Origin of the sequence: Streptacidiphilus jeojiense, assembly GCF_000719095.1 — a bacterium.
Lineage (GTDB): Bacteria > Actinomycetota > Actinomycetes > Streptomycetales > Streptomycetaceae > Streptacidiphilus > Streptacidiphilus jeojiensis.
In genome coordinates this window covers 306,099-327,200 of the sequence record NZ_JOEH01000002.1, presented here as the reverse complement: position 1 = coordinate 327,200, position 21,102 = coordinate 306,099, and the positions used below count along the sequence as shown (strand labels likewise).

General features: G+C 72.6%; 20 protein-coding genes and 1 pseudogene. 12 read left to right on the top strand and 9 right to left on the bottom strand.

Annotated elements, in window-relative coordinates:
- Nucleotides 1-160: 160 nt before the first annotated feature.
- The 6 genes from IF29_RS0103475 (at nucleotide 161) to IF29_RS0103450 (ending at nucleotide 7,153) form a co-directional block, all read left to right on the top strand.
- Complete coding sequence (locus IF29_RS0103475; RefSeq protein ID WP_030249309.1) at nucleotides 161-1,111, top strand: NAD(P)-dependent oxidoreductase; 951 nt, start codon at nucleotides 161-163, stop codon at nucleotides 1,109-1,111.
- Nucleotides 1,108-2,370: a M24 family metallopeptidase gene (locus IF29_RS0103470; protein WP_030249306.1), complete on the top strand. Its 1,263-nt coding sequence runs from the start codon at nucleotides 1,108-1,110 to the stop codon at nucleotides 2,368-2,370. Before IF29_RS0103475 ends, IF29_RS0103470 begins: the two co-directional genes overlap by 4 nt.
- A 19-nt stretch (nucleotides 2,371-2,389) precedes the next feature.
- Nucleotides 2,390-3,445, top strand: a complete 1,056-nt coding sequence (locus IF29_RS0103465; protein WP_084713446.1) for a thiamine pyrophosphate-dependent dehydrogenase E1 component subunit alpha — start codon at nucleotides 2,390-2,392, stop codon at nucleotides 3,443-3,445.
- Nucleotides 3,433-4,410 (top strand): alpha-ketoacid dehydrogenase subunit beta, encoded by a 978-nt coding sequence (locus IF29_RS0103460; protein ID WP_030249301.1) that lies wholly within the window; start codon nucleotides 3,433-3,435, stop codon nucleotides 4,408-4,410. Before IF29_RS0103465 ends, IF29_RS0103460 begins: the two co-directional genes overlap by 13 nt.
- A 62-nt stretch (nucleotides 4,411-4,472) precedes the next feature.
- Entirely contained in the window at nucleotides 4,473-5,909 is a 1,437-nt protein-coding gene (locus tag IF29_RS0103455) for an NAD-dependent succinate-semialdehyde dehydrogenase (protein WP_198037266.1), read from the top strand.
- Nucleotides 5,910-5,947: 38 nt separating this feature from the next.
- Complete coding sequence (locus tag IF29_RS0103450) at nucleotides 5,948-7,153, top strand: dihydrolipoamide acetyltransferase family protein (protein ID WP_030249295.1); 1,206 nt, start codon at nucleotides 5,948-5,950, stop codon at nucleotides 7,151-7,153.
- On the opposite strand, the gene IF29_RS0103445 is transcribed toward IF29_RS0103450, so the two are convergent.
- Nucleotides 7,084-7,608, bottom strand: coding sequence for a DUF6069 family protein (locus IF29_RS0103445; protein ID WP_051724830.1), 525 nt, complete (start codon nucleotides 7,606-7,608; stop codon nucleotides 7,084-7,086). The two genes, IF29_RS0103450 and IF29_RS0103445, sit on opposite strands and share 70 nt — an antisense overlap.
- Before the next feature lie 313 nt (nucleotides 7,609-7,921).
- Here IF29_RS0103445 and IF29_RS0103440 point away from each other — a divergent pair, with 313 nt between their 5' ends.
- Both IF29_RS0103440 and IF29_RS0103435 read left to right on the top strand, forming a co-directional pair.
- Nucleotides 7,922-8,662, top strand: coding sequence for an acetate uptake transporter (locus IF29_RS0103440; RefSeq protein ID WP_051724829.1), 741 nt, complete (start codon nucleotides 7,922-7,924; stop codon nucleotides 8,660-8,662).
- 79 nt (nucleotides 8,663-8,741) lie between these two features.
- Nucleotides 8,742-10,532, top strand: a complete 1,791-nt coding sequence (locus IF29_RS0103435; protein ID WP_084713444.1) for a CocE/NonD family hydrolase — start codon at nucleotides 8,742-8,744, stop codon at nucleotides 10,530-10,532.
- A 43-nt stretch (nucleotides 10,533-10,575) separates the two neighbouring features.
- On the opposite strand, the gene IF29_RS0103430 is transcribed toward IF29_RS0103435, so the two are convergent.
- Nucleotides 10,576-11,274 (bottom strand): TetR/AcrR family transcriptional regulator, encoded by a 699-nt coding sequence (locus tag IF29_RS0103430; protein WP_051724828.1) that lies wholly within the window; start codon nucleotides 11,272-11,274, stop codon nucleotides 10,576-10,578.
- A gap of 67 nt (nucleotides 11,275-11,341) precedes the next feature.
- On the bottom strand, nucleotides 11,342-11,719 hold the full coding sequence (locus IF29_RS0103425; RefSeq protein ID WP_030249282.1) for a hypothetical protein: 378 nt from the start codon (nucleotides 11,717-11,719) through the stop codon (nucleotides 11,342-11,344).
- A 141-nt stretch (nucleotides 11,720-11,860) separates the two neighbouring features.
- On the opposite strand from IF29_RS0103425, the gene IF29_RS0103420 reads away from it, so the two are divergent.
- Together IF29_RS0103420 and IF29_RS0103415 are read left to right on the top strand one after the other, a co-directional pair.
- On the top strand, nucleotides 11,861-12,331 hold the full coding sequence (locus tag IF29_RS0103420) for a carboxymuconolactone decarboxylase family protein (RefSeq protein ID WP_030249281.1): 471 nt from the start codon (nucleotides 11,861-11,863) through the stop codon (nucleotides 12,329-12,331).
- 176 nt (nucleotides 12,332-12,507) lie between these two features.
- Nucleotides 12,508-12,927, top strand: a complete 420-nt coding sequence (locus tag IF29_RS0103415) for a TOBE domain-containing protein (protein ID WP_030249278.1) — start codon at nucleotides 12,508-12,510, stop codon at nucleotides 12,925-12,927.
- 156 nt (nucleotides 12,928-13,083) lie between these two features.
- Here IF29_RS0103415 and IF29_RS47335 read toward each other — a convergent pair whose 3' ends face one another.
- The 6 genes and pseudogenes from IF29_RS47335 to IF29_RS0103390 all read right to left on the bottom strand — a co-directional run bounded on the left by IF29_RS47335 (nucleotide 13,084) and on the right by IF29_RS0103390 (nucleotide 17,371).
- Nucleotides 13,084-13,521 (bottom strand): RICIN domain-containing protein, encoded by a 438-nt coding sequence (locus IF29_RS47335; RefSeq protein WP_269664930.1) that lies wholly within the window; start codon nucleotides 13,519-13,521, stop codon nucleotides 13,084-13,086.
- Between the two features lie 3 nt (nucleotides 13,522-13,524).
- A pseudogene (locus tag IF29_RS0103410) lies at nucleotides 13,525-14,796 on the bottom strand (alginate lyase family protein); the annotation flags it as partial.
- A gap of 254 nt (nucleotides 14,797-15,050) precedes the next feature.
- On the bottom strand, nucleotides 15,051-15,824 hold the full coding sequence (locus IF29_RS0103405; protein ID WP_051724827.1) for an ABC transporter ATP-binding protein: 774 nt from the start codon (nucleotides 15,822-15,824) through the stop codon (nucleotides 15,051-15,053).
- Nucleotides 15,825-15,930: 106 nt separating this feature from the next.
- The gene (locus tag IF29_RS43160) at nucleotides 15,931-16,551 is read right to left on the bottom strand and encodes a MauE/DoxX family redox-associated membrane protein (protein WP_157623557.1); all 621 of its coding nucleotides are present in this window, start codon (nucleotides 16,549-16,551) and stop codon (nucleotides 15,931-15,933) included.
- Entirely contained in the window at nucleotides 16,517-17,059 is a 543-nt protein-coding gene (locus IF29_RS43155; RefSeq protein WP_030249268.1) for a hypothetical protein, read from the bottom strand. The genes IF29_RS43160 and IF29_RS43155 overlap by 35 nt, the downstream gene beginning before the upstream one ends.
- A gap of 108 nt (nucleotides 17,060-17,167) precedes the next feature.
- The gene (locus tag IF29_RS0103390; protein ID WP_030249265.1) at nucleotides 17,168-17,371 is read right to left on the bottom strand and encodes a hypothetical protein; all 204 of its coding nucleotides are present in this window, start codon (nucleotides 17,369-17,371) and stop codon (nucleotides 17,168-17,170) included.
- Between the two features lie 176 nt (nucleotides 17,372-17,547).
- Between IF29_RS0103390 and lepB the strand changes: the two genes are divergently transcribed.
- Together lepB and IF29_RS41525 are read left to right on the top strand one after the other, a co-directional pair.
- Nucleotides 17,548-18,057 carry a signal peptidase I gene (gene lepB, locus IF29_RS0103385; protein ID WP_084713442.1) on the top strand — a complete coding sequence of 170 codons (510 nt, stop codon included), beginning with the start codon at nucleotides 17,548-17,550 and terminating at the stop codon, nucleotides 18,055-18,057.
- A 112-nt stretch (nucleotides 18,058-18,169) separates the two neighbouring features.
- The gene (locus tag IF29_RS41525; protein WP_157623555.1) at nucleotides 18,170-21,094 is read left to right on the top strand and encodes an FtsX-like permease family protein; all 2,925 of its coding nucleotides are present in this window, start codon (nucleotides 18,170-18,172) and stop codon (nucleotides 21,092-21,094) included.
- Nucleotides 21,095-21,102 lie beyond the last annotated feature (8 nt).

Sequence of the window (21,102 nt, the reverse complement as noted above, 5' to 3'; positions counted from 1 at the left end):
CTTGACAGCCCTGCGGGAGCGGCGCGAGCATGACTGCAATCGGTTGCAGAGAGCAGGTGCTGATTCTCGCACTGCCTCCACGCACAGCAGCCGGCAATCGGATGCGCACCTTCAACCCCATCCGACTGCCGCTCCCCCTCCCACAGCGAGGAACGAACAGATGACCGACGACACCCCTGCCCAGCGGCCGCGGATCGGCTGGATCGGCACCGGACGGATGGGCTTCCAACTGGCCACCCGACTGCTGGAGGCCGGCTACGACGTCGCCGTGCAGAACCGCACCCGTGCCAAGGCCGAGCCGCTCGCCGAGCTCGGCGCGACGGTCGTGGACCGCCCCGAGGAGCTGGCCGACCGCGACATCGTCTTCGTGATGGTGTCCGCCTCCGCCGACCTGGAGGCCGTCACCACCGGCCCCGGCGGCGTGCTCACCGCCCCCGGCGCCGCCCCCGCCGTCCTGGTCGACAGCTCCACGGTGTCCGCCGAGGTCTCCGCCCTGGTACGGGCCGCCGCCGCCAAGCGCGGCACCGAACTGCTGGCCGCCCCGGTCAGCGGGAACCCGAAGGTCATCGCCGCCGGCCTGCTGACCGTCGCGGTCTCCGGGCCGCGCGAGGTCTTCGACCGGGTCGAACCGCTGCTGCGGGTGCTGGGCCGCGGCGTCACCTACGTCGGCGAGGACGAGGTGGCCCGGCTGGTCAAGATCGCCCACAATGTCTTCCTCGGCGTGGTCACCCAGTCGCTCGCGGAGATCACCCTGCTGGCCGAGAAGGGCGGCGTCAGCCGGGCCGCGTTCCTGGCCTTCCTCAACGACTCGGTGATGGGCTCGGTCTTCACCCGCTACAAGTCCCCCGCGCTGGTGAACCTGGACTTCAAGCCCACCTTCACCATGCCGCTGCTGCGCAAGGACTTCGACCTGGGCCTGGCCGCCGCGCGCACCCTGGAGGTGCCCATGCCGCTGGCCTCGGCCACCGCCCAGCTGGTGTCCGCCGCCATCGGCGCGGGCCACACCGAACAGGACTTCGCCACCCTGATCCTGGAGCAGGCCCGGTCGGCCGGGATGGAGCTGCGGCCCGAGAACGTCGTCGTCGACGACGGCCTGACGGCGCCTCAGTGACCGGCGCGACCGGCGCGACGGCGCGCCGTCCGATCCCGGCCCACGGCCACAGCGCGGTCGACTACGAGCAGCGGGTGGACTACGACCGGCTGCGGGAGTACCGGATCCGGCGGGCCCGGGCCGCGCTGGAGGCCGGCGAGTGCGGGGCGTTCCTGCTCTTCGACTTCTACAACATCCGCTACACCACCCAGACCTGGATCGGCGGGGCGCTCGGCGACAAGATGAGCCGCTACGCCCTGCTGACCCGCGGCGGCGAGCCGGTGCTGTGGGACTTCGGCTCGGCGGCCCGGCACCACCAGCTGTACGCGCCGTGGCTGCGCCCGGAGAACTCCCGCGCCGGCATGCTGGGGCTGCGCGGCGCGATCGCCCCCGAGGCCGGCCTGATGGCCTCGGCGGTCCGCGAGATCAAGGGCATGCTGCAGGACGCGGGCCTGGCCGGGCTGCCGGTCGGCGTGGACATCGTCGAGCCGCCGTTCCTGTTCGAGATGCAGCGCCAGGGCCTGACAGTGGTCGACGCCCAGCAGTCGATGCTGGACGCGCGGCAGATCAAGTCGCCGGACGAGATCGCCCTGCTGTCGATGGCGGCCGCCATGGTCGACGGCGTCTACCAGGACATCACCGAGGCCCTCAAGCCCGGCGTGCGGGAGAACGAGATCGTCGCGCTGGCCAACAAGCGCCTGTACGAGATGGGTTCGGACCAGGTGGAGGCGATCAACGCGGTCTCCGGCGAGCGCTGCAACCCGCATCCGCACAACTTCTCCGACCGCATCATCCGCCCCGGCGACCAGGCGTTCTTCGACATCATCCAGTCCTACAACGGCTACCGGACCTGCTACTACCGCACCTTCGGCGTGGGCAGCGCCACCGCCTCGCAACGGGACGCCTACACCCGGGCCCGGGAGTGGATGGACGCGGCGATAGGCGTGGTGAAGCCGGGGGTCGGCACCGACCAGGTCGCCCGGGTCTGGCCGGCCGCCGAGGAGTTCGGCTTCGCGAGCGAGATGGCCGCCTTCGGCCTGCAGTTCGGCCACGGCCTGGGCCTCGGCCTGCACGAGCGGCCGATCATCAGCCGGCTCAACAGCCTGGAGCACCCGGTCGAGATCCAGGAGGGCATGGTCTTCGCCCTGGAGACCTACTGCCCGGCCTCCGACGGGTTCTCCGCCGCCCGCATCGAGGAGGAGGTCGTGGTCACCGCGGCCGGACCGCAGATCCTCACCAGGTTCCCGGCCCAGGAACTGTTCGTCGCCAACGCCTACTGACCTTCGACCTAGGAGCGACATGGCAAGAGCAACCAGCACCGGCACGGCCGCCGTCCGTCCCGCCGAGGACGCCTCCGCGCCGCCGGCGCCGCCCCCGCCCGACCGCGCCACCGCCCTGGCGCTGTACCGGATGCAGGTGGAGCTGCGCCAGTTCGAGCAGCGCGCCTACGACCTGTTCCTGCAGAGCCTGGTCAAGGGCACCAGCCACCTCTCGCTGGGCCAGGAGGCCATCGCCGCCGGCTTCGGCCTGGCGATGCGTGCGGACGACTACACCTTCGCCACCTACCGCGGCCATGCGCACACCCTGGCCAGGGGCGTGCCGATGGGTCCGGTGCTCGCCGAACTCCTGGGCCGGGAGAACGGTCTGATGGCGGGTAAGGGCGGCTCGATGCACCTCACCAGCGTGGAGCACGGGGTGATGGGCTCCTACGCGATCATCGGCGCGCACCTGCCGATCGCCTGCGGCGCGGCCTGGAGCGCCCAGTACCGCCAGAGCGGGCAGGTCTCGGTCGCCTTCTTCGGCGACGGCACCACCAACATCGGCGCCTTCCACGAGGCCCTGAACCTCGCGGTGATCTGGAAGCTGCCGGTGGTGTTCGTCTGCGAGAACAACCTCTACATGGAGTACACCCGCACCAGCACCATCACCGCCGTGCCGCGTCCGGCCGCCGATCGCGCCGGCGCCTACGGGCTGGACCCGGTCGTGGTCGACGGCAACGACGCGGACGCGGTCCACCAGGCGGCGCTCACCGCACTGGATTTGGCCCGGACCGGCGGCGGACCGTCCATGATCGAGGCGCTGACCTACCGTCACGGCGGCCACTCCCGGGCCGATCCGGCCAAGTACCGGCCGCAGCAGGAGGTCGACGAGTGGCTCGCCCGGGACCCGCTGCCGCGGTACCGCGCCCGCCTGCTGGAAGCCGGGGTCACCGACGCGGAGCTGCAGGCCATCGAGGAGGAGACCCGGTCGGCCGTCGACCGGGCCACCGAGGAAGCCAAGGCCGGCGCCACGCCCGGCCACGAACTGCTCATGAAGGACGTGTGGGCGGACGGAGGATCGTCATGGCGGAACTGACCTACCGCGAAGCGGTGGCCCGCGGCATCGCCCAGGAGATGCGGCGCGACCACGGTGTGCTGTTCATCGGCGAGGACGTGGCCGAGGCGGGCGGGGTGTTCAAGGCCACCGTCGGGCTGCTGGACGAGTTCGGCCCGGTGCGGGTGCGCGACACGCCCATCAGCGAACAGGCCATCCTCGGCGCCGCGATGGGCGCGGCGATGACCGGGCTGCGCCCGATCGCCGAGATCATGTTCAGCGACTTCTTCGCGGTGTGCTGGGACATCGTGGTCAACGAAATCGCCAAGAGCCGCTACATGACGAACGGTCAGGTCTCCTTCCCGCTGGTGATCCGCGCCGGGAACGGCGGCGGCCTGCGGTTCGGCGCCCAGCACTCGCAGTCCGTGGAGAACTGGGCGATGGCCGTGCCCGGGCTGAAGGTCGTGGTCCCCTCCAGCCCGGTCGACGTGATCGGGCTGCTGTCCGCCGCCGTCCGCGACCCCGACCCGGTCGTCTTCCTGGAGCAGAAGGCCCTCTACCCCACCCGCGGCGAGGTCCCGGACGGGGAGATCACCGACACCCTGGGCACCGCCAAGGTGCTGCGCCAGGGCGGGGACGCCACCCTGGTGGCGCTGGGCACCATGGTCCCGCGCAGCCTGGAGGCCGCCGAGCGGCTGGCCGCGGTCGGCATCGACTGCACCGTGGTCGACGTCCGCTCCCTGGTGCCGCTGGACACCCGGACGATCCTGGAGTCCGTCGGGGCCACCGGACGGCTGTTCACGGTCGAGGAGAACCCCCGACTGTGCGGCTGGGGAGCCGAGTTGGTCTCCATCGTCGCCGAGGAGCAGTTCTTCGACCTCGACGCCCCACCGGTGCGGATCACCACCCCGCACATCCCGCTGCCGTCCGCCGACGCGCTGGAGGACCTGGCGATCCCCTCGGTGGACCGCATCACCGCTACCGTCCAGAAGGCGATGGACCAGTGACTCCGAACCCGCCCCAGTCGCCCCGCTCGCCCCAGTCGCCCCGGTCACCGAAGCGACTGCAGATCGACAAGGTACCCACCGAGCTGTTCGTCGGCGGCCGTTGGCGCCCCTCCGGCGACGGGTCGCGGATCGAGGTGCTCGACCCGTCCACCGGCGAGCGGATCGCCGACACCGCCGACGCCACCGTCCAGGACGGCCTCGACGCGGTCGGGGCGGCAGCGGCGGCCCTGCCCGGATGGGCCGCCACCGCCCCGCGCCGCCGCGCCGAACTGCTCACCCGCGTCTTCGAGTTGATGACGGACCGGGCCGAGGAGCTCGCCGAGCTCATCGTGCTGGAGAACGGCAAGACGCTCACCGACGCCCGGGCCGAGGTCTCCTACGCCGCCGAATTCTTCCGCTGGTACGCCGAGGAGGCCGTCCGCGGCCTGGGCAGCGTGCAGACCGCCCCCTCCGGCGCCAACCGGATCCTGGTGCTGCGTCAGCCGGTGGGGGTGTCCGTCCTGGTCACGCCATGGAACTTCCCGGCCGCGATGGCCACCCGCAAGATCGGGCCCGCGCTGGCGGCCGGCTGCACCGTCATCCTCAAGCCCGCGAGCGACACCCCGCTGACCGCGCTGGCCGTCGCCGCCCTCTTCGAGGAGGCCGGCGCGCCGGACGGGGTGGTGAACGTGCTGCCTTCGCGCCGCTCCGGGGCGGTGGTCTCGGCGATGCTGGACGACCCCCGGGTCCGCAAGCTGTCCTTCACCGGCTCGACCGAGGTCGGCCGCACCCTGCTGGCCGCCGCCTCCCGCACCGTGGTCAACTGCTCGATGGAGCTGGGCGGCAACGCCCCCTTCCTGGTCTTCGCCGACGCCGACCTGGACCAGGCCGTGGCCGGCGCCATGGTCGCCAAGATGCGCAACGGCGGCGAGGCCTGCACCGCGGCCAACCGCTTCTACGTCGAGCAGCCGGTGGCCGCCGAGTTCACCCGCCGCCTGGCGCAGGCCATGGACGCGCTCACCGTCGGACCGGGTCTGGAGCCAGGGGTGGGCCTGGGCCCGCTGGTCAACGCGGCGAGCCGGGACAAGGTCGCCCAGTTGGTCGCCGACACCGTGGCGGCCGGCGCCCGGGTGGTGACGGGCGGCGAGGCACTGGACCGCCCGGGGTTCTACTACCCGCCGACCGTGCTGGCGGAGGTGCCGCCGGACGCGCCGGTGCTGCGGGAGGAGGTCTTCGGGCCGGTGGCCCCGGTCGTCGCCTTCGCCACCGAGGACGAGGCGGTACGCCTGGCGAACGCCACCGAGTACGGCCTGGTCTCCTACGTCTACACCGGCGACCTGGCCCGCGGCCTCCGGGTGTCCGAGCAACTCGACTCCGGCATGGTCGGGTTGAACCGGGGTGTGGTCTCCGACCCGGCCGCGCCCTTCGGCGGCACCAAGCAGAGCGGCATCGGCCGCGAGGGCGGCCACGAGGGGCTGTTGGAGTTCACCGAGTCCAAGTACATCGCCGTCTCCTGGTGACCGGCCGACGACCGCAACCGAACGGAGCACACCACCCCATGGACGTGACCATGCCCCAGCTCGGCGAGACCGTCGCCGAGGCCACCCTCACCCGCTGGCTGCACAAGGCCGGTGATCCGGTGACCGAGGGAGAGCCGCTCTTCGAGGTGTCCACCGACAAGGTCGACACCGAGATACCGGCCACGACGACCGGCATCCTGACCGAGATCCTGGTCGCGGCGGACCACACCGTCCCGGTCGGCACCCGCCTCGCGGTCATCGGCACCGGCGCGGTCGCCGATACCGATGCCGGAGCCGGAGCCGGGGCCGGGGCCCGCCACGGGACGCTCTCGCCGCTGGTGCGGCGGCTGCTCGCCGAGCACGAACTGACGGCCGATCAGGTGACCGGCACCGGGCCAGGCGGCCGGATCACCCGCGCCGACGTCCTGACCGCCGCGGCCGAGGCGCCGGCGGCGCCCGGGGCCGTGGCCGAAGCCGCACCGCCCGTTCCCGGGCCCGCCGCCGCAGCGGTCACCTCCCCCGCGAACCCCGATCGGACGCTGACCGTCCCCTTCAGCACCCGGCGTCGCCTGACGGCCGAGCACATGGTGCGCTCCAAGGCGACCTCGCCGCACACCCTGATGGCCATCGAGGTCGACTTCCACAACCTGGACCGGGTCCGCCGCGCCGCGGCGCAGTCCTGGCGCGAGTCGGAGGGCTTCAGTCTGACCTATCTGCCGTTCGTGGCCAGGGCGGTGGTCGACGCACTCGCGGCCTTCCCGCACCTGAACGCCTCCGTGGGCGACAACGCGCTGCTGGTCCACCGCCGGATCAATCTCGGGATCGCCGTCGACCTGGACGCCGACGGACTGGTCGTTCCGGTGGTGCAGGACGCCGCCGACAAGCGGCTGCGGGCCACCGCCCGCGAGATCTCCGCGCTGGTCGCCGGAGCCAGGGCGAACCGCCTCGGCCCGGACGCCTACGCCGAGGGCACCTTCACCATCAGCAACCCCGGCCCTTACGGCACCCTGCTGACGGCGCCGATCATCAACCAGCCGCAGGTGGCGATCCTGGCCACCGACGCGGTACGGCCCCGCCCGGTGGCCGTCCCCCTCCCGGACGGCAGCCACGCCGTGGTGGTCCATCCGGTCGGCAACCTCGCCCTCACCTTCGACCACCGGGCCGTCGACGGCGGCTACGCCGCCCGGTTCCTGTCCTTCCTCAAGGAGGCCGTCGAGACCAGGGACTGGTCCACCGAGCTCTGATCCGGCGACCGCCGCTGCGAGGTCGCCGCCAGCGGCAACGCCCAGAGATAGCTCGCTATCGCGCAGGCCGCGACCACGATGTGCATGGCGAGCAGGGCGATCACGGCTGCGGCGTCGGCCTGGGCGGAGACGGCGAGCAGCAGCAGGTCGGGAATGAAGGACAGCGCGAGTACCAGCGGTGCGAGCCGGACGAGCAGCGCCCTGGGATCGCGGGCGCGCCTGCGCACGATCGCCCAGCCGGCCGCGCCGATCAGGACGCCGAAGGCGGTGAAGCTGGAGTAGGACCCGGCTTCCAGCGGCTTGAACTGCCGGGAGGCGCCGGCGGAGTGGGCGATGGCGGCGATGGCGGTGTCGAGCAGGCCGCCCACCACGATCGCCGCCAGCAGCGCGGCGGCGATCGCCACCGCCCGGCGGGCGGCGGGAGGGGCGAGCTCGGGCGGAGTGGGCTGGGACATGAGTGGTCCTGTCGGTCGTCGAGGGTGCGGCACGGCAGGCCGAACCGCTATACGGATGCATAGTATCCGCTTATGCGAGCGAAAGCGGATACATTTCATCCAATTGGTCCCCAAGGCCCGAATTTCCGCCGCACCGCCACGACGACTCCATCAATCACCTCGCTGACCTGCGGCGATATCGGACGGAGCACCCTCCACAGAAGCGGATATCTCATATCCCGGACAGCCCTTGACAGTGCTGCACTGACGCGCGAACACTACCGACCGTTCGGTTGGTCGCACGTCCTGCAACATCCAACGAAGGGTGCTTGTCATGACAGCCACGTCCGTCTCCCCCGCGGGTCCGTCCCCCGCTTCAGCCGCGCCACCCCGCATCGGACACGCGATTGCCGTCGGTGCCGCCGGCTTCGCCTGGTGCTCGCTCGCACTCGGCCTGTCCACCACCGGCGCGATGAACGCGGCGGGCAGCTCGGTGATCCTGACCGGGACGTTCTTCTACGGCGGCATCGTGCAGATGGTCGCCGGGTTCTTCGCCCTGGCCGCCGGCACCACCTTCGTCGCCGCGTTCCTCACCGCCTACGGCGCCTTCTGGCTGGGCTACACGGCCATCGAGTTCTACGTGGCCCCGCACATCGCTGCCGAGGTGGTCGCCGCGGGCGCCGGCACCGGGGCCACGCCGCAGGCCCTCGCGGGCCAGGCCCACCACGCCGTGGTCCAGGCACTCGGGGTGTTCCTGCTCGCCTGGCTGGTGGTCACCGTCGTCTTCACCATCGCCAGCCTGGGCACCAACGCCGTCACCCTCACCGCCTTCTGCCTGCTGGACCTCACCATCGTGCTGCTGGCCATCGCCTACCTCGGCGCGACCAGCTCCGGCGTGCCGGTCGACTCCGCACTGCACGCGGCGGGTTGGGCCGAGATCGTGCTGGCCGCGGTCGCCTTCTACGTCGTGCTGGCCGAGTTGGCCAACGACACCCTGCGCCGCACGGTCTTCCCGCTCTTCCCGCTGACCCGCTTCAGCGGTCCGGCCGCAGCCGCACCCGCCCTCGGCGCCTGAGACAACCCCCACCCGGCCCGGCCGCCCAGCGCCACCCACGCGCGGCCCGGCACCTGCACCACAGTCAATGGAGACCTGCATGAGCACACGAACGCCGCTCGCCCTCCTCCGCCGGCATCCGAACGCGTCCACCCTCGCCACCGGACTCGCCGCGGCCACCCTGGTCAGCACCGCCCTCGCCCCCGCCGCCGGCGCGGCGTCGCACCCGGCCTGGACGCCCGAAGCGGCCGCCTACGGGGTGAGTGCCCCGGTGAACGTCTCGGTGAAGATGGACGACGGGGTGACCATCTCCGCCGAGGTGGTCTACCCCACCGACCCGGCCACCGGGGCCCGGGCCACCGGCACCTTCCCGGTGCTGCTCACTCAGAACCCCTACGGCAGCGCGCAGTCGGACCCGACCACCCCCGGGGACTACTTCGTCCAGCGCGGATACATCTACGTCGCCTCCGCGGTGCGCGGCACCGGCGCCTCGGGCGGCCAGCTCTCCTGGTTCGGGCAGCGCCAGGGCCAGGACGGCGCGGAACTGGTGGACTGGGCGGCCCGCAGCCTGGCCGGCTCGGACGGGCGAGTCGGCCTGGACGGCTGCTCCTACCTGGGCGTGGACCAGTGGTTCACCGCCGCGGCGGTCGGCACCGACTCCGCGCTCAAGGCGATCACCCCGTTCTGCACCGACTCCGACTTCTACAACGACCTGACCGCCAACGGCGGGATCCCCACCCCGTTCGTCGCCGGCATCGGCCGGGCCGAACCGCGCGGCCCGGAGGACGACCCCGCCACCGACCCGCAGTCGGTCGTGGTCGCCCAGCAGGCCACCGGCGGCTCCGACGCCTACGACAACGCCTACTGGCAGCAGCTCGACGTGCAGAAGCTGATGCCCACCATCGTGGCCAACGGCATCCCGGCGCTGACCGAGGCGGGCTGGAACGACCTGTTCCCGGGCGGGAACCTGGGCGACTACGTCGCGGCGCAGAACGCCTACTACCACCGTCCGCTGACCGCCCCGATCACCGCCGGCGAGCCGGTCACCGGCCGCTACCAGGCGATCGTAGGCCCGTGGACGCACGGGGAGAACGTCAACGCCACCACCCTGCAGAACCAGCGGCTGGAGTGGTTCGACACCTGGCTCAAGGGCGAGAAGACCGGGATGGCCGACACCTCCACCCCGCTGCACCTGTTCGAGAACGGCGCGAACCGGTGGACCGACACCGCGGCGTGGCCGCCGTCCGGCGACGCCAGCAGCTACTACCTCGGCAAGGGCACGCTCAGCCGCACCCCGGCCGGCAGCGGTGCCGACGACACCCTGGCCTGGGCCCCGGCCAGCACCACCAACTCGCTGACCTACACCAGCAGCCCGCTGGCCTCGGCAGCGGTTCTTGACGGTCCGTCGGACGTGACCGTCTACGCCTCCTCGACCGCCACCGACACCGAGTTGAGCGCCACGCTCAACATCGTCGCCCCCGACGGCACGGTGACCAAGCAGGCCGACGGCGTACTGCTCGGCAGCCAGCGGGCGCTGTCCCCGCTGACCAGCTGGTACGGCCAGGGCGGCACCCTGCTCAAGCCCAGCCACCCGTTCACCCAGGCGAGTTCGCAGCCGGTCACCCCCGGCCGCACCACCCGCTACGACATCTCGCTGCTGTCCAACCTCACCAAGATCCCGGCAGGGGACCGGATCCAACTGGTGCTCACCAGCCAGACCCCGTCCACCTTCCACTTCCCCGTCGCGCCCACACCGCAGGAACTGGGGAACCTGGCCGGCGGCGTCTACACGGTCGGCTACGGCGGGCCCGCGGCCTCCGTGCTCAACCTCCTGCTCACCTCACCCGACCGGTTCACCACCAGCCCGACCGACTGGGGCCCCGCGTCCTGACCGTCCCGCACCGGGCCTCGCCGGAAGCCCGGTGCGGACACCGCTACGTGGTCTTCTTCCGGCGGGTCCGGGCCCGACGGGTGCGCGCCTGCTCGGTACTGCTGTCGACCAGCGCGTCGTGCATCTGCTCGTCGGTGACCTCGAACGCGGGCAGCGGCGTCGGCCGGCCCGGCTGCGCACGCAGGCCGTCGATCAGGATCGTCAGATAGCGGCGCCACAGCTCGGGTTGGCCGATGTGATCGGTGACGGCGCCGACCATCAGCTGCAGGATGGGGAAGTCCGGCGGCACCAGGTCGCGCCGCAGCGTGCCCTGCTCCTGGGCCCTGGCGACCAGTGCGTCGACGGACGGGGCGACCCGGTCGCGCATCTGCTTCTGCCGCGCCGGTCCGCGACCGGTACCGAGCATCACCTCGCGCAGCCCCCGGTCGAAGGACTGGACCTCGCACACCCGCTCCAGCGCCCAGGTCAGCCCGACCCAGGCGTCCGGCTCGGTCAGCGCCTGGCGCAGGTACCCGTCCACGGTCTCGACCATGTCGTCGAACAGGGCGTCGACCAGCGCCTCCTTGTCGGAGAACTTCCGGTAGACGGTGCCCACCCCGACCCCGGCGTGGTGCGCGATGTCGTTGAGCGTCGCTCCGACGCCCCGGTCCCGGAACACCTCCCGCGCCGCGGTCAGGATGCGCGCCAGATTGCGCTCCGCGTCCTTGCGCAGCCGCGGCGCCTGCTCGGGTTCCCCAGCCATCGGACAATCCTCGTCGCTCGAAATGGCGCCAGCATATCCGCCATTGATCACCGGCACGCCCGGCCGGCTACCAGGACCGGTCGGCGCGGTGGAACAGCACCGTCTCCACTGCCCGGAGCTGGCGCCCCAGCACGGTGAGGCGTTCAGCCTCGGCCTCGTGGGCGGCCAGGAGCTGTTCGGTGACCTGCGGACCCAGCACCTCCGACCATGCGTCGGCGACATAGCGCCGGTGGGCGCGGAGGGTCTCGATCTCACGGTCGATGCGCCAGGTGCCCAGCACCGCCAGGATCCAGGGCCGGCCGCGGAGGACCGGGTGCAGCCACTGGTCGGCGGGCAGGGCCTGGTGGAGCCAGCTGAGCGCGGCCTCGGGCAGGTCACGGCTCAGTGGTGCGGGGAGGGCGGAGGGCCAGTCGTCAGGGGTCGGGCGGGACGAGCGTTCGCGCATACGTTCGATTCTGCCTTCATCTGCCGACACATACCAGACAGGAGACGCAGGTCACATCCGGCCGTGTCACAGCTCGCCGGGCTGTCCTGTCCTAAGGGGTGTATCCGCCGAACAGCGGCGGACAACGCCAAGGAGCGCACCATGGAAGCCCGCCTGACCGTCCTCGACAACCCGGTCGCAGCCAAGTCCGTGAAGCACATCATCGCCGCGAACCGGGCGCTCGCGGACTCGACGCTGCCGATCGCGACGCAGGAGCTGGTGCGGCTGCGCGCCAGCCAGATCAACGGCTGCTCCGGCTGCGTCGACATGCACACCAAGGAGGCCGTGCACGCCGGGGAGAGCCACCAGCGCCTGCACCTGGTCGCGGCCTGGCGCGAGGCCACGGTGTTCACCGAGGCCGAGCGCGCCGCCCTGGAGCTGGCCGAGCAGGGCACCCGCACCGCCGACGCGGCCGGCGGCGTCCCGGACGAGGTCTGGGCCAACGCCGCCAAGCACTTCGACCAGGACCAGCTCGCCGACCTGGTCTGCGTCATCGCCCTGATCAACGCCTTCAACCGGCTGAACGTCATCACCCAGCAGCCGGCCGGCAACTACCAGGTCGGGCAGCACTGACGACGCCGGGGAGACGGCGGGGAGAGGACGGCACGCCGATGCGGCCGACAGGGGCGACTCCCCCTCGCAGCTGCGACGGGGTCCCGGCGGGGCAGGCCGATGCTGGCTACGGTGAAGGAGACACCGCAGGCGGACACCTGCCCCCACCCCACCGCACCACGTGAGGACCGACCCCCATGAGCCTGAGCATCCGCAACCAGATCCCCGGCACCGTCACCTCGATCACCGCCGGGGAGGTCATGGCCACGGTGCGGACCCGGCTGACCGGCGGTCAGGACATCACCGCGGCCATCACCCTGGAGGCCGTCAAGGAGCTGGGGCTCGCCGAGGGCACCGCGGTGCGCGCCATGGTCAAGTCCACCGAGGTCTCACTGGCCACCGGGCCGGTCCAGGGGCTGAGCATCCGCAACCGGATCCCCGGCACCGTCACCGACGTCGCCACCGGCGGCGCGATGGCCACCGTCAAGATCACCGTCGACGGCGGCGAGCTCACCGCGGCGATCACCAAGGACGCGGTCGCCGACCTCGGCCTGGCGGCCGGCAGCCGGGTCACCGCGCTGATCAAGTCCACCGAGGTCTCACTGGCCACGGCCTGACAGTTCGGCGGGAACACATTCGGCGGGAACACATGGGAACGGGCACGCGCCATGCCTCCGGGTCTCCCCGACGGCTGACGCGTGCCCACCCCGGCGCGACTCCCCAAGCCGCGCCGGTCCGGACCCTTCACTGCACGGTGCCGGAGCCGGAGCCCGTCAGCTGGGCAGGGTCCAGGTCTGGTTGGCCGCCGCGGTGCAGGTCCAGATCTGCAGCGGGGTGCCGTTGGCGGAGCTGGGGCCGGTGGCGTCCAGGCACTTGCCGGACTGGGGGTTGACCAGCGAGCCGTTGGCCCCGGCGGTCCAGGTCTGCGATCCGGTGCCGTTGCAGTCGTACAGGTCCACCTTGGTGCCGTTGGCGGTCCCTGCGGAGGTGACGTCCAGGCACTTGCCCAGGGCCTGCAGCGTTCCGTCGGACTCGACCGTCCAGGTCTGCGCGGCGGTGCCGTTGCAGTCGTAGAGGTCGATCGCGGTGCCGTTGGCGGTGCCGGCCGCGGTGACGTCCACGCACTTGCCGCCGTAGCCGGTGATCTGCCCGCTGGGGGCGGCCGGGGGTGCGGTGGTGGGCGGCGTGGTGGTACTGCCGGTGGGGACCACGTCGGGGTTGTCGGCGTTGGTGAGCGTCTGCCAGGCGACGAACAGGGCGTTGGTGCCCTGCGGGCGCATCTGCTCGGTGAGCGTCTGGGTGTTGGTCATCGCGATGCCCTCGCGGTTGTGCAGGGCGTTGAAGCCGACCTCGGTGACCGGGCCAAGACCCTTGTTGACGCTGCCGCCGCACAGCCAGCTGGGCACGGCCGCGCCGAGCTCGTACTTCGACTGGAAGCCCAGGGCCTGCTGGAGCCGGGGGCCGACCTCGGGGTAGAGGTCCTGACCCTGGATCAGTGCGGTCTCGGCGACGCTGGAGATCGAGGCGATGCCGTAGCCGGTGTGGGTGAAGTCGCGGCAGGTCTCCTGGGTCAGTCCGTCGACGAAGGTCGACTGGCCCTGCCAGTAGGAGATGATCTGCGCGCTGGTGGTGAGGTTCTGGCTGGGCACCGTCTTGGGCAGGGCCCCGTCGGTGGACAGGTAGATGTAGGCCGGGACCCGGACCAGGAACTTGTTGACGGCCTTGGTGTAGTCGGCGGTGTCGTTGAGGTAGATGGAGATGCCGACCGCGGCCTGCATCATCACCAGTTCCCAGTTGCCGTTGCTGTTGGAGCCGTTGATGACCTCGGGCAGGTAGACGTTCTTCAGCATGGTGCCGAAGCGCGCCTGGTTGGCCCAGCCGCCGGTGTAGGTGTAGCGGATGATCTCGGCGGCCTGCGGCCACATCGAGCCGGCCCAGCCGGTCTGCAGCGGGGCGTTGCTGTTGGTGTGCTCGGTGATGGTGGCCGACCAGGCGTCCATCAGCCTGATGGACTCCTGCGCGTAGGCCGCGTTGCCGGTGATGTACCAGGCCAGCGCGTCGGTGTAGGCGGCGATGGCGTCCTGGCGCTCGTCGGTGCAGCCGTAGTTGGGGTTGGAGACCGGGCCGCACTCGACATTGGCGCGCGGCGCGGGCACCCGGCTCAGCGAGGCGTAGGAGCTCGCCATCATCTGCGCGTAGGCGTCCTTCCAGGGCTCCGCACCGGCCTGCACCTGGGTCTTGACGTAGGCGAGCTGGGGCAGGCTGACGCCGACGCCGGGGTGAACGAAGGAGGTCGGCGCGGGGGCGACGGCCGGGGTGACCGCGGCGGCGTTCAGGCCGGCGGCGGGGGTGGTGGCCGCCAGGCTGGACGGGACGGTGAGCACACCGGCCAGCACCGCGATCAGCAGGCCGGTCAGCCCGGCGGCCCAGGCCGTCCTGCGCCGCCGGTGCGCCGGCGGTCGCGGGGACTCGGGGGACGAACTCACGGGGGACGAACGCATGGGGAACGAACGCATGGGATGCCTTCCTGTGGGGGCGGAACCGATCCCGGGTTCAAGGACGTGAACTCATGTCATTGACATGAACTTGCAGGGGTAGGTCAGGAAGATAGGTCTGAACCAATCCCGCGTCAAGTCCCGTTCGATCGACCGTCAACTCACCTGCGGCGGAAGGAATCTGCGGCCGTCGTCGCGGCAGCGCCCGGACCTGCACCGATCGGCGCAGGCGGCAGGGACCGGGGTCACCGGCCGTCGGGCGCCTCCAGCCGTCCGTCCAGCAGGACCACCTTGCGCTCGCAGGTGTCCGCCGTGGCCGGGTCGTGGGTGCTCAGGACGACGGTCATCGGGTGCCGGGTGCGCAGGTCCAGGAGGAGGTCCAGGACCTCGCGGCCGGTCCTGGAGTCCAGGTTCCCGGTCGGCTCGTCGGCGAGCAGCAGCCGGGGGCGGTTGATCAGGGCGCGGGCGATGGCCACGCGCTGCTGCTGGCCGCCCGAGAGCCGGGACGGCAGCGCCGATTCGCGCCCGGCCAGGCCGACCGCGTCCAGCAGCTCCCGGGCCCGCTCGACCCGGTCGAACCCCGGCCTGCGGTAGGGCAGCACCGGCGCCAGCACGTTGTCCAGTGCGGTCAGCGCCGGCAGCAGGTGGAACCGCTGGAACACGAAACCGACACCGCGCCGGTAGGCCGTCAGCGAGCGGCGGTTGGCGGTGGCCAGGTCCAGCCCGTCCACGGTGAGCGAGCCCGAGTCGGCACGTTCGATCGCGCCGATCAGGTGCAGCAGGGTGGACTTGCCCGAGCCGCTGGGGCCGGTGAGGGCGGTGAGGCTGCCCGGCGCCAGCTCCAGGTCGACCGCGTCGACCGCGGTGAGCGACTTGCCGTCGGCGACCGGGAACGACTTGGACACTCCGACCAGACGCACCGCGGCGCCGACTGCGGCCCCGTCCTCGGTACCGCCCGGCGGGGTCCGCGGGTCGGAGCCGGACAGCGGGGCGGCGGGCGGAACTGCGCGGGAGGTCATGCTGCTGGGCTCCAGGGTCCGTGCGGGAGTCGGGGCGCGAGGCGGGTCGGTGCCGCGTAGCGGATCGGTGGCTCGGTACGGGTCGGCGTCACGGTGCAGGTCCGTGTCACGGTGCGGATCGGGCCGGGGGTCGGGCGTCAACGGTATCGGCCAACCGGCTTCCCGGGGCAGGGCGCAGCAGTTCGGCCAGGTCGTCGAGGCGGGCCACGGCGACCACCGGGGCCGAGGCCGCCAGCAGGCACAGCAGCAGCGCCGCGGCCGGGACCCGCCACGGCGCGGTGTCCGGTCCGGGATGCAGTGCCGCGACCAGCCCGAGAGCCATCAGCAGCAGGTTCCTGACGATATGTCGGACCGCAACCGGTGCCTGCGAGGCGCCGAAGCAGTTGCACGGGGCCGCGGTTCCCTGACGTAGCGTCAAGGAGAGCGCCCCGGTGAACCCGCCCAGCAGCAGCACGGACAGCGCCGGTCCGATCCGGCCCGCCCCGGGCAGCGCCCACAACGACGCGGCGGCGCACTCCAGCAGCGCCACGGCGGCGGCCGTCACCGAAGCGGCCCGTCCGCGCAGCCCCAGCAGCGGGTCCAGCGAGCGGACGAAGGCCGACCGGGCCCGGTGGCTGCGCAGCTTGGAGGCTGCGGACGTCGCGAATACCCCGGCCAGCACCAGGTCGCAGCAGAGCACCAGGTAACGCACGTCAGTGCCGGACCAGTTCGGGAAGGTCGTCGACACCGTGCCCGGCGACCGCGACCCGGCCCCGGTCGAGCAGGTAGAAGCAGGGGTACGACTCCGCCGCGAAGGCCGTCGCCAGCGCCGAGGCGTCCGCTCCGGTGACCACCCTGGCCACCTCCCGCAGACCGGCGACGAGTTGGTCCCGGTGTCCGTCGGCCGCGCCGCGACCGGTGACCACGGCGAGCACGTCGTCCCGCCCGCCCGGCATCCGACCGGCGTAGCCGGCGGCGGCGCCGACCTCGGCCAGGCAGGAGTTGCAGGTGTCCGACATCAGCACCACCAGCCGGGTTCCCTGCCGCAGCCAGTCGGCGGTGACCGGCTGCCCGTCCAGATCGGCGGCGGTCGCCGCCCCGATCCGCGCGCCCACCGGCAGCAGCCGGTCCGCTCCGGCCACCCGTTCCAGCCGCGACGCGTGCTCGCGCAGCCGCCGGATCACGGCGAAGGTCAGAAACAGGTCGAACAGGCACAGCAGGCCCACGACGGTGACACCGGTCGCCAGGTACAGCACGCGCTCAACACTCCTTGGGGGAGGGCTCCTTGCGGGGAGGACGGTGGCGCGCCACCACCGCCGGGGTCGGCCCGGTGGCGGTGGCGCCGATGGGGGACGGGGCGCGAGTCAGCCGCCGCTGCAGTAACTCCGGGTCGTACAGACCACGTTGCTGCTGGTGTAACCGGTCGTGGTGTAGACCCACTCGCAGCCGGGCTCCCCCAGCAGGTAGCTGGTGGTGCGGTAGTAGGCCACCGTGCAGGCGGCGGCCGAGGTGCTGGGCAGCAGGACGGCGAGCATCCGGTCGCCGATCGAGCGGATTCTGCTGGTCATGCGTCTCCTCAGTGCTGTCGGTGCTGGGCCGGCCGGGTCGGCGGGCGACTGCGGCTGAGCCTGCGCCCCGTCCGTACCGACCCGCTACCGGGTCCCTACCGGACGGCTACCGACGGCCTGACGGCTCGCTACCGGTGGCGTTGAGACCGCTGGTCGGGAGCCGGAGAGTGGTCCGCATGCCGCACCGAACCGACGACCGCCCGGCCCCGCACCCCCTGGCGGCACACCCGGCGCCGTCGACCGTGGCCGTCCTGGCCGCTCTCGGCTGCGGCGCGGCCCTGGCCGTCGGAGCGGTACTGACGCTGCGCAGGCGGCTGCTGGTGGTGCGGGTCGACGGCGGAAGCATGCGCCCCGCGCTGGTGCACGGGGACCGGGTGCTGGTCTCCCGTACCCGCAGCCGCAGCCGTTCCCGCCCGAAGGTCGGCGACGTGGTGGTGTTCCGGCTGCCGGGCACCCCCGCCGACTACGGCGGGCGGCTGATCAAGAGGGTGGCCGCGGTCCCCGGCGACCGCGTCCCCGCGTCCGTCGCCGCCGCCGTCCCCCCGGCCGCGACCGACCGGGTGCCCGACCGCAGCCTGGTGGTGATCGGCGACGATCCGGGGAGCGTGGACTCTCGCACCTGGGGCTACCTCCCCGCCCCGCTGGTGGTGGGAGTGGTGCTGCGGCGGCTGCCCCGAACCGGTTGACGGGACGGCCGGGGCCAGGAAGCCTGGATCACAAGAGAGCGCTCTCCCCCGGTGGCGCGAGCCATGACAGACCATCAGCCCACCATCGGCACAGTCCCTGGAGGTCCCCGGCGTGTGGACGGCAGTGCGGGCGCAGCTCCGCTACCGGCGGGAGCGGACGGCCGCGACCCTGCTGGCGATCCTGCTGGCGGTGACCAGCTTCGCCCTGCTCAGCTCGGCAGCCGAGGGCGCGCAGCTGCAGGCCGTCGGCACGGTGAAGGCCAACTTCCGTCCGCTGTACGACATCCTGGTCCGGCCCGCCGGCACCGCCTCCTCGCTGGAGCAGAGCCGCGGCCTGGTGCAGACCGACCAGCTCAGCTCGCTGGGCGGCGGCATCACCCTCAGCCAGTGGCAGAAGATCCTGTCGCTGCCCGGGGTGTCGGTCGCGGCGCCGGTGGCGGTCGGCGGCTATGCGATGCAGACCGGTGAGGTCTCCGTCGACCTCAGCAGGTACCTCAAGCCGGGGGTCGAGAACCAGATCCTGAAGATCGACCCGACCTGGGTCACCGACCGGGGCACCAGCCGCATCCCGGACGGTCCGATCTACCTCTACGTCACCCGGGACCCGCTGCGCGGCGACCCCAAGGACCTGGTCGACCAGATGTACGCGTTGCAGCAGCACCCGGACGGCTCGGTGAGCCGGGTCTGCGTCTACGACGGTTCGGCCGCGGGCCCGTCCGCGACCGGCGGCAGTACGGTCCAGGGCCCGGCGCTGGACCCGGCCTCCCGCAGCCGCACCGCCTGCTGGTCCGGCAACCAGGACACCACCTACCCGACCTACGTCACCGACACCCCCGCGCAGAGCCGGTCCCCGCACGTGGTCATCGGTCTGACCGTGCCGATGCTGATCGCCGGCATCGACCCGGTCCAGGAGGCCCGGCTGGACGGCCTGGACCACGCCGTGGTCGACGGACGCTACCTGGCCGAGACCGACGGACCGTCGACCAGCACGTTCACCGACACCGACCGCTACGACCGGACGGCCAACGGCCAGGTCTACAGCTCGCCCTCGATCCCGGTCCTGGCCTCGTCGACGCCGGACACCTCGGACCGGATCGACATCACCGTGAGCTCCCTGCAGCCGACGGTCGCCGACGCGGTGGCCGCGGGCAGCACCCTGATCTCCCGGCCCGACCTGCTCGCCCGGCAGCCCGCGACCCCCTCCGGGAAGCTGACCGTGACGACCGATCAGGCCTACCGGCAGATCCTCGCCGCCATGGCCGCGCCACTGCCCAGCCTGGCGGCCCAGGCCTCCGGCTACGACCCGGTGGTCTCCGACATCTGGACCACCGGCAACACCACGCTGACGGCGCATCGGGCCGGATCGGGATCGGGGCTGACCGAGCAGCCGGTCACCGTGCCCGGGACCGCCTGGCACAGCTCCGCCTACGACCCCGGGGCCGGCTGGCTCGGCCTGCCGGTGCAGCTGGAGGACACCGCCACCCGCACCGTGGTGGACCACTCCCCCGCCGACTCCAACAGCAACCTCTACGAGCCGGGGCCGGCGACCGACGGCGTGCACCCGCGGTCCAGCACCGAGCTGCGCAGCGTCGGGGTGTTCGACCCGGGCAAGGTGAACCTCGGACCCTCGCTCGCCCCGGCGCCGATGGACCTCTACTCCCAACCCGGCGCCGCCGGCGCCGACGCCGCCTCCCGCACCGCCCTGGGCGGTGGCACGCTCGGCCCCGACGGCGACCCGGCCGGGCCGATCGCGCAGCGCCCCACCGTGCTGACCACGCTCAGCGCGCTGACCCGGCTGCAGAAGGCCCCCTACATCAACACCGGGGCCGGTCTCGGGATCGACCCCGCCGCCCCGATCAGCACGATCCGGGTGCGGGTGAGCGGCGAGGTCGGCATCGACGCGCTCTCCCGGGCCCGGGTCAGCGCCATCGCGGACAGCATCCGCAAGGCCACCGGGCTGCAGGTCGACTTCGTCACCGGCTCCTCCGCCACCACGGTCGCCACCACCGTCCCGGCCGGCAAGTACGGCCGCCCGGCCCTCACCCTGGCCCAGCCCTGGCTGAAGCAGGGCGTGGCCGCCGTCGTGGTCACCGCCGTCAACCGCAAGAGCCTGCTGCTGGCGGTACTGGTCCTGGTCGCCTGCGCGCTGGCGGTCGGCAACGCGTCCAGCGCCGCGGTCCGCTCCCGGGTCACCGAGCTCGGGGTCCTCGCCTGTCTGGGTTGGTCCCGGCCACGGCTGTTCCAACTGGTGTTCGCCGAGGCGGCGGCCGTGGGCGCGGCGGCCGGGGCGGGCGGCACCGGCTGCGCCTTCGCGCTGGCCCCGCTGCTGGGGGTGCACGTCAGGACCGGCTACGCGCTGTTGGCACTGCCCGCCGCGCTGCTGCTGAGCCTGCTGGCCGCGCTCTGGCCGGCCTGGCGGGCCACCAGGGCCGACCCCGGCGCCGCCGTCCGGCCCGCGGTCGCCTTCGTCCGCCGTCCCCGGCCGCGCCGCCGCATCAGCGCGCTCGCCCGCAGCAATCTGCTCCGGGCGCCGGGACGCACCCTGCTCGGGGCCGTCAGCCTGGCCCTGGGCATCGCCGCGCTCACCCTGATCGCCATGATCGACCTGGCCTTCCACAGCACCGTCTCCGGCACCCTGCTGGGCGACGCCGTGGTGCTGCAGACCCGTCCCACCGACTACCTCGCCGCCGGGGTCACCGCACTGCTCGGCGCGGTCGCCGTCGCCGACGTGCTCTATGTCAACATCCGGGAGCGCGCGGCCGAGTTCGCCCTGCTCGGGGCCACCGGCTGGAGCGAGGGCCAGCTCACCCGGCTGGCCGGCTACGAGGCCGCGGGCCTGGGCCTGATCGGCGCCGTACTCGGGGCCGGCAGCGCCCTGGGCCTCGCCGCCGTGCTCCAGCCGTCCCTGCCCCGGGCCGTCTACCTGACCGCGGCACTGGGCGCGGCGACCGCCGTGGTCCTGGCCGTCGTCGCCGCCGCCGCACCGCTGCGCTCGCTGCGAGACCTGCCCACCGCCCGGCTGTTGGCCGAGGAGTGACGGAACGT

Coding starts and splice junctions, on each gene's coding strand:
- IF29_RS0103460 (WP_030249301.1), top strand. CDS start 3,433: ATGGCGGAACTGACCTACCGCGAAGCGGTGGCCCGCGGCATCGCCCAG.
- lepB (WP_084713442.1), top strand. CDS start 17,548: ATGCCGCACCGAACCGACGACCGCCCGGCCCCGCACCCCCTGGCGGCA.
- IF29_RS0103415 (WP_030249278.1), top strand. CDS start 12,508: ATGAGCCTGAGCATCCGCAACCAGATCCCCGGCACCGTCACCTCGATC.
- IF29_RS0103445 (WP_051724830.1), bottom strand. CDS start 7,608: ATGTCCCAGCCCACTCCGCCCGAGCTCGCCCCTCCCGCCGCCCGCCGG.
- IF29_RS0103390 (WP_030249265.1), bottom strand. CDS start 17,371: ATGACCAGCAGAATCCGCTCGATCGGCGACCGGATGCTCGCCGTCCTG.
- IF29_RS0103405 (WP_051724827.1), bottom strand. CDS start 15,824: ATGACCTCCCGCGCAGTTCCGCCCGCCGCCCCGCTGTCCGGCTCCGAC.
- IF29_RS0103440 (WP_051724829.1), top strand. CDS start 7,922: ATGACAGCCACGTCCGTCTCCCCCGCGGGTCCGTCCCCCGCTTCAGCC.
- IF29_RS0103430 (WP_051724828.1), bottom strand. CDS start 11,274: ATGGCTGGGGAACCCGAGCAGGCGCCGCGGCTGCGCAAGGACGCGGAG.
- IF29_RS0103425 (WP_030249282.1), bottom strand. CDS start 11,719: ATGCGCGAACGCTCGTCCCGCCCGACCCCTGACGACTGGCCCTCCGCC.
- IF29_RS0103435 (WP_084713444.1), top strand. CDS start 8,742: ATGAGCACACGAACGCCGCTCGCCCTCCTCCGCCGGCATCCGAACGCG.
- IF29_RS0103465 (WP_084713446.1), top strand. CDS start 2,390: ATGGCAAGAGCAACCAGCACCGGCACGGCCGCCGTCCGTCCCGCCGAG.
- IF29_RS0103475 (WP_030249309.1), top strand. CDS start 161: ATGACCGACGACACCCCTGCCCAGCGGCCGCGGATCGGCTGGATCGGC.
- IF29_RS0103450 (WP_030249295.1), top strand. CDS start 5,948: ATGGACGTGACCATGCCCCAGCTCGGCGAGACCGTCGCCGAGGCCACC.
- IF29_RS0103420 (WP_030249281.1), top strand. CDS start 11,861: ATGGAAGCCCGCCTGACCGTCCTCGACAACCCGGTCGCAGCCAAGTCC.